The organism is Flavobacterium azooxidireducens, assembly GCF_023195775.1.
Taxonomy (GTDB): domain Bacteria; phylum Bacteroidota; class Bacteroidia; order Flavobacteriales; family Flavobacteriaceae; genus Flavobacterium; species Flavobacterium azooxidireducens.
This window is the reverse complement of record NZ_CP096205.1, coordinates 687,941-699,719: the sequence shown is the minus strand read 5'-3', so window position 1 is coordinate 699,719 and position 11,779 is coordinate 687,941. Positions and strand designations below refer to the sequence as shown.

7 protein-coding genes are annotated in these 11,779 nt (G+C 35.5%); 3 read left to right on the top strand and 4 right to left on the bottom strand.

What is annotated here, in order from left to right; all coding sequences use genetic code 11:
* The 4 genes from pdhA to porU all read right to left on the bottom strand — a co-directional run bounded on the left by pdhA (position 1) and on the right by porU (position 6,799).
* Entirely contained in the window at positions 1-999 is a 999-nt protein-coding gene (gene pdhA / locus M0M57_RS03150; RefSeq protein WP_248435295.1) for a pyruvate dehydrogenase (acetyl-transferring) E1 component subunit alpha, read from the bottom strand.
* A gap of 174 nt (positions 1,000-1,173) precedes the next feature.
* Positions 1,174-1,656 carry a cytidine deaminase gene (gene cdd / locus M0M57_RS03145; RefSeq protein WP_248435293.1) on the bottom strand — a complete coding sequence of 161 codons (483 nt, stop codon included), beginning with the start codon at positions 1,654-1,656 and terminating at the stop codon, positions 1,174-1,176.
* Positions 1,657-1,726: 70 nt separating this feature from the next.
* On the bottom strand, positions 1,727-2,896 hold the full coding sequence (gene porV, locus M0M57_RS03140) for a type IX secretion system outer membrane channel protein PorV (protein ID WP_248435291.1): 1,170 nt from the start codon (positions 2,894-2,896) through the stop codon (positions 1,727-1,729).
* 39 nt (positions 2,897-2,935) lie between these two features.
* The gene (porU, locus tag M0M57_RS03135; protein WP_248435289.1) at positions 2,936-6,799 is read right to left on the bottom strand and encodes a type IX secretion system sortase PorU; all 3,864 of its coding nucleotides are present in this window, start codon (positions 6,797-6,799) and stop codon (positions 2,936-2,938) included.
* A gap of 207 nt (positions 6,800-7,006) precedes the next feature.
* Between porU and gldJ the strand changes: the two genes are divergently transcribed.
* The 3 genes from gldJ to kynU all read left to right on the top strand — a co-directional run bounded on the left by gldJ (position 7,007) and on the right by kynU (position 11,738).
* Positions 7,007-8,722, top strand: coding sequence for a gliding motility lipoprotein GldJ (gldJ, locus tag M0M57_RS03130; RefSeq protein WP_248435287.1), 1,716 nt, complete (start codon positions 7,007-7,009; stop codon positions 8,720-8,722).
* Positions 8,723-8,790: 68 nt separating this feature from the next.
* A complete protein-coding gene (locus M0M57_RS03125) occupies positions 8,791-10,074 on the top strand; it encodes a UDP-N-acetylmuramoyl-tripeptide--D-alanyl-D-alanine ligase (RefSeq protein WP_248435285.1) in 1,284 nt (427 codons plus the stop codon).
* Between the two features lie 386 nt (positions 10,075-10,460).
* Positions 10,461-11,738 carry a kynureninase gene (gene kynU, locus M0M57_RS03120; protein ID WP_248435283.1) on the top strand — a complete coding sequence of 426 codons (1,278 nt, stop codon included), beginning with the start codon at positions 10,461-10,463 and terminating at the stop codon, positions 11,736-11,738.
* Positions 11,739-11,779 lie beyond the last annotated feature (41 nt).

The window sequence follows — 11,779 nt, the reverse complement described above, 5'->3', positions numbered from 1 at the left end:
TTATAGTTTATGGGGAATAAAAGGATAGTTTTCTTGTTCGTACACCACGTCATACAATTGTTGTACTTCAGGGAACGGAGAATCTTCGGCAAATTTTTCGCATTCATCTACTAAGTTTTTCACTCTTTCGTCGATGGCTTCAATTTCTGCTTCGGTAGCGTAATTATTTTCTTTGATGATATCTAAAACTTGTGTAATAGGATCAATTTTTCTATATTCTTCAACTTCATCTTTTGTTCTGTATAATTGAGCATCAGACATCGAGTGGCCTCTATAACGGTATGTTTTCATTTCCAAGAATGTTGGACCGTCTCCACGACGAGCTCTTTCGATTGCTTCGTGCATGGCTTCGGCAACTTTAACCGGATTCATTCCGTCCACTGGTCCGCAAGGCATTTCATACCCTAAACCTAGTTTCCAAACATCGGTGTGATTCGCAGTTCTTTCCACAGAAGTTCCCATGGCGTATCCATTGTTTTCACAAATAAATACAACAGGAAGTTTCCACAACATTGCCATATTGAAAGCTTCATGAAGCGAACCTTGACGTGCTGCACCATCACCAAAATAGGTCATCGTCACGCCGCCAGTATTAAAATATTTATCGGCAAACGCCATTCCGGCACCCACAGGTATTTGAGCTCCTACGATTCCGTGACCACCATAAAAACCATGTTCTTTAGAAAAAATGTGCATTGAACCACCCATTCCTTTGGAAGTTCCGGTAGCTTTACCGTATAATTCAGCCATTACTTTTCGTGGGTCAACACCCATTCCGATTGGTTGAACGTGGTTTCTGTAGGCTGTAATCATTTTGTCTTTTGACAAGTCCATTGCATGTAATGCTCCGGCTAAAACAGCTTCCTGACCATTATATAAATGTAAAAACCCTCTCACTTTTTGTTGAATGTAAACGGCAGCTAATTTGTCTTCAAATTTTCTCCAAAACTGCATGTCTTCATACCATTGCAGGTAAACTTCTTTGGTGATTTTTTTCATTTTTCTATTTCTTGAATCTTTTATGTTTGATTGTGTGTTTCACAAATAGGTTATGCACAAATTTGCGAGTAGCAAAAATAACACATACTAAGTAGATGTGAAAATTTAATCGACTTAAAATGACAAACTTTGTGAAAAGTTATTTACGATAACGTTTTAGTAAACAAATAAAATTTACAGGAAATTTTTATCAAAAACTAAAGGGAGCAAGTTGGTCAGCGAATCTGATTTGTATATTTCGCCCGATTCTCCCATAAAAAATATTTCGATTGGTGTATTTTGTTTGAATTCATATTCTGCAATCGACTGACGACAAGCTCCACAAGGTGGAATAGGAGAGGTGACCGGTTTTTCATCCGCTGTAGCTGATATGGCTAATTTTACAATTTTTGCATCCGGATAAATGGCTCCTGCTTGAAAAATGGCAACACGTTCTGCACAAAGCCCGGATGGATAAGCGGCATTTTCTTGATTGGAACCCAAGACTATTTTTCCATTATCCAACAAAATTGCGGCACCCACTCTAAATTTTGAATAAGGAGCGTAGGCTTTTTTTCTGATTTCAATCGCCATTTCCATTAGATTCTTTATTTCTGATGGCAATTGTTCTTTGCTTTCGTAAACTGAAAATTCGGTTGTAATAGTAATTTTTTTCATAATGTATAGTGGAAAAAAAATCCAAACTTCATTATTGAAATTTGGATTCTTTTTTAATTAGTATGATTGATTAATATTCGTCATATTTATCTCCAAAATTAAATGTTAAGGAGAAGCGTAATGTGTTTTCTAAAGGATTTTTAACTTTAGAAGCAGAGAATAGATACGACACGTCTAATTTAATTACGGTGTATTTGAATCCGGCTCCAAAAGAAAAATATTTTCTAGCTCCTTTTGTTTCATGCTCGTTAAAATAACCTAAACGAAGAGCAAATGAGTCTTGGTAATTATACTCTGCACCCAAAGCCCAAGTAAACTCTCTTAATTCTTCGCTAAAACCATCCGGTGCATCACCAAATGATTGAAATATTCCGGAAACCCACCCAATTCGTTGGTAGTCGTCTCTTGCTTGAATTCTTTCTTCATTAGTAATTTCGCCATCTCCATTTAAATCCGGATTTTGAGGAGTTGGCACCAATAGTTTAGTAACTTCAGCATTTAATCCGATTTTATTATATTCATCAAAAATAAAATCGAAACCTCCACCTAAACGCATGTTAGCAGGCAGGAAATTCGAATTAAGTTCGGTTACATCTTCGTCATAATTAATTTTTGGTCCTAAATTTTGGAAATTGAAACCTGCTCTCCATCTTCCGTTAAAGCTATCATAAGCCTCTTCTTCTGATTGGTAATAACCTGAAAGGTCAAAAGCAAAAGAACTAGCTGGTTTTGCATCGGTAGCTCCGTCTGGAATTCTTAATTGCGAACGAATGTATCTAAATGCAACAGATGTTGAAAAACGTTCGCTTAATTTCAATGCATATGAAACATCAACAGCCAATTCATTTGGACTTACAACTCTTGCAACGTCATCAAAATTTTCTCTTAGTTCAATATCTCCTAAACTAAAATAACGCAAACTTCCTCCAAAGGCACTTTTTTCGCTAATGCGGTTATAATAATTTAATTGACCTAATGAAATGTCATTCACTAAATCAGTTAAATAAGGTGTATAACTTACACCGATACCAATTTTTTCAGTAGCAAAAGCATATTTGGCTGGATTCCATTGTTGAGAATAGGCGTCCGGTGAAGTAGCAACGCCAATATCTGCCATACCGGCTGCACGAGCATCGGCTGCAATCAATAAAAACGGTACTCCGGTGGTGATTACTCTATCTTGAGCGAAATTGTTCTGAAATGCAAAGAGGCAAATTAAAAATACGGTTATTTTTTTCATTATAAATTCTGGATAATAATTAACAAATATAGTGTTTTCTTAAAGTATTACAAGTTTTTCTATTTTTTCTACTTTTTTATTGGTCAGGTTAGACTTTACGGTTAGTTTGTAAACATAGACTCCCTTGCCAATTTTATCGCCAAAATCGTCTCTTCCGTCCCAAGTGATTTCACGAGACAAGAACCCTTCGGTGTTGATGACTTGATTGATGGTTTTTACAATTTTTCCGGTAATAGTAAAAACCTGCACTTGAACGTCTAACGGTTCAAAAGGACGATTGTGTGAAAACCAAAATTGCGTATAACTTACAAATGGGTTTGGATAATTCAACACATTGGTTAAGCTGATTGTTTCATCTCCCACTACAATGAACTGAATTTCTGCCGAAACCGGATTATTGTAAACATCCCAAGCTCTAAAAGTTATGGTATGCAATCCCGGAGTTAAATCTCTAAACGGAAAACGAACTTTACCTTTGGTGTAATCGTTTAATTCGGTTTCGTAATAATCATTTAATATATACGGATTGTTTTCGTCTCCATCTAAAATGGCAACAATGTCATGACCAATTCCGCTGGCGGTATTAATCCCGTTTTCATCTTCTAAAAAAGCTAAGAAAATTGGACTGGCATTGGTTATTCCTCCTGAAATAAACGATTCGTCATTCATATACAGTCGAACACGTGGGCCAATGTTGTCTTCCGGAGCATTTTCGTTGATTCCTCCAATTAAAATCGAAGTGTCATAACCGGTTTGATCTTGCAAAACCGGACTAGTACTTTTGGCATAAAAACTAATTCTTCCGTTTCCAACCGGAATGGAAATGTCTTTGGGAACGATGAACTCAATTTCAAACAAACCATTGGTAACTGTAGCATTTCCTCTGAAAATTGTTTCGCCCAAGGTTTGAAAATTCATTATGATTAGGTTGTTTGAACCATCTCTTGTATTGTCATTTGCTAGGGTGCTTCGGTTAATTGATTTGTCAAATATTTGAACTGCAATATCACCATTGTAATTAGATAGTAAAGCATCTCCATTTAAATCTCTTACTTCACCTGATAATTTCACTTTACTTAATGCGTTAAAAACGAATGTAGATGAATCCGTTGGAACATCATTTACTTTTGTGAGAATGATCTTTGGTTTTGGAATGGCTAATTTTAGAGCAGGATCTCCAATGTAAAAAACCATTAATGTTTGGCTATTATAAGCGTTTTTAGCTCTACGTAAAGCTTCGGCAATGGTAGTTTCTTCACTTGAATTTGGTCCATAGCCATATAAATAGCTTGAAAACCCTTCGTTAATATCTTGTCCTGTAGTAACTCCAATTTGCCGTGTTGTTGTTATTAACGAAATGGCTCCTCCGGTTGGATTCCAATAAGTATATTCACCTGCTGTGGGTCGATATGGATTGTCAAATCGAGTAAATTCACAAGTTACAGTTACAATTAATGGATAGCGGTATTGATTATTTAAATTTTGAGCATCTGTTTTTTCAAAAATACGTTCCGATGCCAATTGATCTTCACCACCATGACCAAAATAATTAAAAACCAATGAGCCATTTTGAATTGCATTCAATAGTTCTTGTTTAAGTTTAGGATAACGTTGTCCGCCGGCAGATGCTTCTTGAACATAAGAATCTGCGTGAAATTTCAACACATTAACAAATGGTTTTTCGGCATTAATTGTGTTTCCTAAATTATCTATTCCTGTTTGAATTTGATTTTCCCAACTTTCATCAACGTCATCAGAAACTAATGTAAAATTATTTCTCCATCTACCATACGAATTAATGTCGTGGTATTGAATAACTTTATCCACCATTTCTTTTGCTTGTTGAACAGACGTAACCAACATTCTTCCAACAGCAATATCTAAGGCTTCAAACCCGGGAGTGTTACTTGCATTGAGCATTCTGCCTTCATGCGGATCCATCATACCATAAAAATCATCACTCATGGTTGAACTTAGCAGTGATTCGCTGCTTAAGCTGTGAAAGACAGGAACAATATTGGTGTTATTTGGAATTCTGTTTTTGTAATCAAACGAAGCATCACCAAACAAATTGAGGTATTTTACTCTTTTTGAATCTGTGGAAGCATTAAAATAAACATATTTAACCAAATTTCGAATGGCTCCAATGTCTTGTTTTCCCGACGAGAATTCTTGGTATATTTTGTCTAAAGTAATAACTTTAACGTTTAAATTAGAATAATTTCTATGAAAATTAGCTAATCTTTCCGCTTCAGAAGCCAAATTTGAAGGAGAAATTATCAAGTAATCAATGTCTTGAAACTGACTTTGGATATTGTTAAAAATTGTACCTTTAATGTCTTGATTAACTACTTTTGACTGCGATTCTCTCAAAGGATTGAAAAAATCGGCAGGATCAAGAGCTATGTATTTTCTAATTTCACCTAGATCTGCTTTAAATGAGAATATAGAACTTCCTTGATTCTCATATTTAGAAACATTATAAATATCTGTAATATCCCAAACCTGTTGAATTCCGGTTGCATTTGAAAGTTGAAATTCACCTACACCTATTAAAGAAGCGGCGGATTCATTTTGAAAACGAAATTGTTTTCCATACCCTTGAAGATTTCTTTTTGCTTTGGCAATCACATAATTCAAATAACCTCTTGCACTCGGCACTCCATTATTATTATATGTTAATTGTACCGATACATCTTGCGAGGAAGGAATACCAAATTGGGCGTTTCCTGTAGAAAACAAAGTTGAACTATTGGTTGGAATCGCTGTAAAATTTATGTTTTGTGATTGTCCGCCAACATTGATAGACAAATTGGAACTAGACAAAGAAATTGCCGCACTTGTAATAGTTAATTGAATGGTTGTATTGGTAACAACATTTGGGAAATTAAAATTTATAGCAAGTGGTGTTTGAGAACTGTATTGCTCACCATACCAAACTCGTCCAATCCTACCTATATTATTGAGGTCTTTTTCATAGAATTGATAATCGTCAAAGGTGGTAAAAACTGTAGAGGCTATGTCTGTTGGTTGCATTGCATCTGTTATTCTTTTTCCGCTATCTCCTTGAGCAGTTATATAATAATACGATTTATCTTCGTATAAATTAAGGTGCGTGTTACTTTCGGTATTCCAATTGTCCATTCCTTCGGCATAGAATAAAATGTAATCTTCAGAATTGAAAATTCCATCTTCTTCACCAACAAAAAGGATGGCGTTTTCGGCTAAATCGGAAGGATATTCAATACTGTTTAGCAAAGGAATCATTCTTCCGCCATTGCCATATATTTTTATATTTCTCGGGTCAACATTTGTGTTCATACCTAGCTGACTCAAGAAATTTCTTGAAATTTTATAGATTCCGGATTTTTCAACATAAAAACGATACCAATCTCCCGTTGCTAAAACAGAATTTTGAATGCTGCTAAAATCAAAGCTTGTTTCATTTCTTTGTTGGTAATTGGTTGAATTACTGTATGTAACATTAAATGATTTCACTTTCTTATAACCATCATTCGTCTTAATTATAGGAGAAAAGGTTAACAAAGCCTGTAGTAAATCCCTTGCTTTTCCATTTTTTAAACTAATATTTATGTTGCCTGGAATGTTTTTTAAAGTTAAATCTCCCAGTTCATGCTGAGCAATATTTTCAAGTACTAATGCAGATATTTTTATTGAGTTTTCATCTATGGGCGATGAAATATTGAACTTGTAATTATAAAGTATAAGTCTATTAACATCGTCAAAAAAGAAATTTTTACGTTGAAACTGTGGGACGTTTAAATGATGGTTTCCTAAGTCTAATAGCTTATTTTCCTGCCATACAACATCAATGTTAATGGTGTTTTGAGCATTACTAAACAAGCAGTTTAATACTATATATAGGAGTAGAATCTTTTTCATAACAAGAAATAAACGTAACGGATGCAAATTTATTACAAGATATACATATTTTGCAAAGTTTTAATTTATACTAAACAAAATTTTTTTGCGTTATAGGTTTGTTAAAAAGACAATAATTTTGTTCTTTTGACAAAAATTTTAAAAATCTGTTGTAATATAAAGGTTAATTAGTATATTGCGGCTCTAAATTTATTACCTACTTGACGTATGAAAGTAAACAAAATTATGACATTAAGATTGCTATTCGGATTGATAGTGATGTTTGGTTTTACTAGTTGTAGTAAAAATTCAAGCTCAAAAAATTCGTCAACAGCAACTGGTTGGAAAATCAACGATAAAAAAGGTGGTTTTCAGTACGCATCAAACTTCAAAAAGCAAGCAGCTGCCCCCGGTTTAATTGCTATTGAAGGTGGAACTTTCACTATGGGAAAAGTTCAGGACGATGTAATGCATGATTGGAATAACACTCCAAACCAGCAACACGTTCAATCATTCTTTATGGATGAAAGTGAAGTTACCAACCTAATGTATATGGAGTACTTAGATTGGTTAAAAAGAATCTTCGATCCAAATGACGAAAACTATACTAATATTTATAATGGTGCTTTGCCGGATACATTAGTATGGAGAAATCGTTTAGGTTATAATGAAACCATGACAAACAACTATTTGAGACATCCCGGTTACAAGGACTATCCTGTTGTTGGTGTAAATTGGATTCAAGCGGTTGAATTCTGTAAATGGAGAACAGACCGTGTTAATGAGGATATTTTGGAAAAAAACAAATACCTTAAAAAAGATGCAAAATTAACCGATGCAACTGCAGAAAAATCATTTAGCACAGAAACGTATATCAACACACCTTCGCAGACATTTGGTGGCGATGAAGAAATTGTACTAAAAGGCAAAGGTGGTCGTGCAAAAGCAACTACTGGACCTGACGGAGCTTCATCTGAAGCTAAAAATGTTTATGCTACACGTTCTTCCGGACTAATTCAACCAGAATATAGACTTCCAACCGAAGCAGAGTGGGAATACGCTGCTGTTGCTAATGTTGGAAACAGAGAGTATAACTTATACCAAGGTAAAAAGAAATATCCATGGAATGGTAGTTACACACGTTCAGGAAAAAGACAAGTAAAAGGTGATCAGTTAGCCAACTTCAAACAAGGAAAAGGTGATTACGGCGGAATTGCAGGTTGGTCTGATGACGGTGCAGATATCACTCAAGTAGTAAAATCTTATCCTCCAAATGATTTTGGTTTATATGACATGGCCGGAAATGTGAACGAATGGGTTGCCGATGTTTACAGACCTAGAGTAGATGATGAAGCTAATGACTTCAACTATTACCGTGGAAACGTTTACATGAAAAATAAAATTGGTGAAGACGGAAAAGTGGAATTAATTACTTCCGAAAACATCGTTTATGATACTTTAGCAAACGGAAAAATCATTGCTAGAAATCTTCCGGGTCAAATTGCTCAAGTTCCTGTTGACGAAAAAGAAACTTATTTAAGACAAAATTTCGACAAAAGTGATAACAGAAACTACCGTGACGGAGACAAACAATCGATTCGTTTCTACAAATTCGGCTCAGAAGAAGAAGGTGATGATACTGTGAGCGAAAAGAATAAAATGTATGATTCTCCAAAACATCAAGTTACTGTTGACAGTGCTTCATCTGAAATGGTTAGAAAATACGATAAATCTTCCAAAAGAACAACACTTATCGATGATAACGTGAGAGTTTATAAAGGAGGTTCTTGGAGAGATAGAGCCTATTGGTTAGATCCTGCTCAAAGAAGATTCTTCCCACAAGATATTGCAACAGACGACATCGGATTCCGTTGTGCAATGTCTAAAGTTGGACCAAAATCTAACAAGAAAACTGCTAAAGGAAAACCAAAATCAACGCGATAATTTCCTTTATTGAATAATACAAAAAGCCCTTTTTTAGGGCTTTTTATTTTTAAAACACTTTTTGTTTTATGGATATTTCACAAATTCATGCTCGTTTTTTAGAATGTTCTTCCGTTTCAATCGACACACGGAGGATAGAAAAAAATTCCTTTTTTGTTGCTCTTAAAGGAACTAGTTTTGATGCAAATTCGTTTGCCAAAGAAGCGTTGGAAAAAGGAGCATCCTATGTTTTGATAGATGATAAAGAATTTTTCTTAGATGAAAGAACAATTCTAGTTTCAAATACGTTAGAAACTTTACAAGAGTTGGCTAAGTTTCATAGAAACTATTTAAATTTACCCATTATCGCCTTAACCGGAAGTAACGGAAAAACTACAACCAAAGAACTATTTCAAGTTGTTCTATCCCAAAAATACAACACTAAATCCACGCTTGGTAACTTAAACAATCACATTGGTGTTCCGCTAACACTTCTGTCTTTTACAAAAGAAACCGAAATAGGTATAGTAGAAATGGGAGCCAATCACCAAAAAGAAATTGACTTTTTATGCAAAATCGCTCAACCCGATTATGGTTACATCACCAATTTCGGCAAAGCACATTTAGAAGGTTTCGGAGGAGTAGAAGGAGTTATCAAAGGGAAATCAGAAATGTATGATTATCTATCTCAACACAACAAAAAAGTGTTTGTAAACCTCGATGATCCAATCCAATCAGAGAAAACAGCTCAAATGGAGCAAATCACTTTTAGTACCTCAAATCCGGATAGCTTTGTTTTCATCAAAAACGTAGAAGCAAATCCTTTTGTAAAAGTAAACTACAACGAAATCGAAATCCAATCCAATTTAATTGGGTTATACAATGCAACCAACATCATTGCTGCAATTACGGTTGGAAAATACTTCAACGTTGTAATCAATGATTCTAAGCAAGCGTTAGAAAATTATAACCCAGATAACAATCGCTCTCAAATCATTCATAAAAACAGTAATAAAATCATTCTCGATGCCTACAACGCAAATCCGAGTAGCATGGAAGTAGCTTTACAAAATTTCATTCAACTGGAAAACAAAACAAAAATTGCCGTTTTGGGAGATATGTTCGAATTGGGCGAAGAAAGCCCTCAAGAACATAAAAATATTATAAAAAAACTAAGTTCAACCGCCAATTTCAACTGCTATTTAATCGGAAAAGAATTTTATGCCGTAAAAGAAAATCATCAACACCTGCATTTCTTTCCAACATTCGATGAATTTGCAGCACAATTAAAAAGCAATCCATTTCAAAATTCATTCCTGCTTATCAAAGGCTCACGCGGAATGGCATTAGAGCGAACACTTCAATACATTTAAAAATAATTTGGGCGTGTCCCTCCGCAAGCTTCGGGTCAGGCTTTCCGCTGCAAGTCCTCACAAAAAATGCCATTTTCTATAACCCAAAAAGAGCTTCCTTTGGTCGCTTTTTTGGCTTTAGAAAATTGGCATTTTTTTGTTCCGGGCTTTTCGCTTCAATCCTTCACGCAATTCGTGCTCCAATCCAAAATTCATTTTTAAAATAAATATCCTCATTCCTTATTTTCATAAAATTTGCAGTACGGACAAGTCGCGACCTGTCCCTACACATTTCTTCGTACGGACAAGTCGCGACTTGTCCCTACACATTTCTTCGTACGGACAGGTCGCGACCTTTCCCCACAATCCAAAAAATTACTATCTTTACCACACAAACAAACAACTGAATGGAATTTCAAAATACCCGCGAATTTGCACAACAATTAGACGCACAAGACGAACTTTTTAAGTACCGTGACGAGTTTCATTTCCCAAGTATAAATGGCAAAAACGTCATTTATTTCACCGGAAATTCACTCGGATTACAACCCAAACGAACCAAAACCTACGTAGACGAAGTGATGAACGATTGGGCACGCCTCGCCGTAGAAGGTCACTTTTATGCCGACAAACCTTGGTGGGATTATCACGAACGATTTGCCATTCCATTAAGTGAAATCGTTGGAGCAAAACCTTCCGAAATCACGGTAATGAATACGTTAACCGTCAACCTTCACTTGATGATGGTTTCCTTCTATCAACCTACGGAAAAAAAATATAAAATCATCTGCGAAGAAAAAGCATTTCCATCGGATCAATATATGTTTCAAAGTCAGGTGAAATTTCACGGATTCAACCCAAGCGATGCCATCATCGAAATCAAACGAAGAGAAGGCGAACACAACATACGTCACGAAGATATTTTAGCCAAAATTGAAGAAGTAGGCGACGAATTAGCATTAGTCTTAATTGGTGGTGTAAACTATTACACCGGTCAAGTATTCGATATCAAAACCATCACACAAGCAGCACAAAAAACAGGTGCTTTTGTCGGCTGGGATTTAGCTCACGCAGCCGGAAACATCGAACTTCAATTGCACGATTGGTGTGTAGATTTCGCTTGTTGGTGCAGCTACAAATATATGAATTCCGGACCTGGGAATGTATCGGGTTGCTTTATTCACGAAAAACACCACGGTGATTTTGAATTGCAACGTTTTGCCGGTTGGTGGGGACATAACAAAGAACGTCGTTTCAAAATGGAACCGCACTTTGAACCCGAATATGGAGCAAATGGTTGGCAAATCAGTAATTTACCGATACTATCTTTAGCACCCTATTTAGCATCCGCAGAAATGTTTGCCGAAGTAGGAATGACTAAATTAGTCAAAAAAAGAAATCTTTTAACGGCTTATCTTGAATTTATCCTTCACGAAATAGACGAGGAAATAGACGGAACCGAATTTGAAATCATCACACCACAAAACCAAGAAGAAAGAGCTTGTCAATTATCCGTTTATTTTCACGGACAAGGAAAAACTTTGTTTGATTATCTAATGGTAAATGGCGTTATCACCGACTGGCGTGAACCAAACGTAATTCGTTTAGCACCCGCACCATTCTACTGTTCTTTTGAAGACATGTATGAATTCGGACAAATCTTGAAGAAAGGAATTAGTAAGTAGGATTTATAGATTTTTGGATTGTCAGATTTTTAGAAAAATTC

What these genes read in the sequence shown, in the direction of transcription:
- porU (WP_248435289.1), bottom strand. Translation starts at nt 6,799, where the DNA reads ATGAAAAAGATTCTACTCCTATATATAGTATTAAACTGCTTGTTTAGT.
- porV (WP_248435291.1), bottom strand. Translation starts at nt 2,896, where the DNA reads ATGAAAAAAATAACCGTATTTTTAATTTGCCTCTTTGCATTTCAGAAC.
- cdd (WP_248435293.1), bottom strand. Translation starts at nt 1,656, where the DNA reads ATGAAAAAAATTACTATTACAACCGAATTTTCAGTTTACGAAAGCAAA.
- pdhA (WP_248435295.1), bottom strand. Translation starts at nt 999, where the DNA reads ATGAAAAAAATCACCAAAGAAGTTTACCTGCAATGGTATGAAGACATG.
- gldJ (WP_248435287.1), top strand. Translation starts at nt 7,007, where the DNA reads ATGAAAGTAAACAAAATTATGACATTAAGATTGCTATTCGGATTGATA.
- kynU (WP_248435283.1), top strand. Translation starts at nt 10,461, where the DNA reads ATGGAATTTCAAAATACCCGCGAATTTGCACAACAATTAGACGCACAA.
- M0M57_RS03125 (WP_248435285.1), top strand. Translation starts at nt 8,791, where the DNA reads ATGGATATTTCACAAATTCATGCTCGTTTTTTAGAATGTTCTTCCGTT.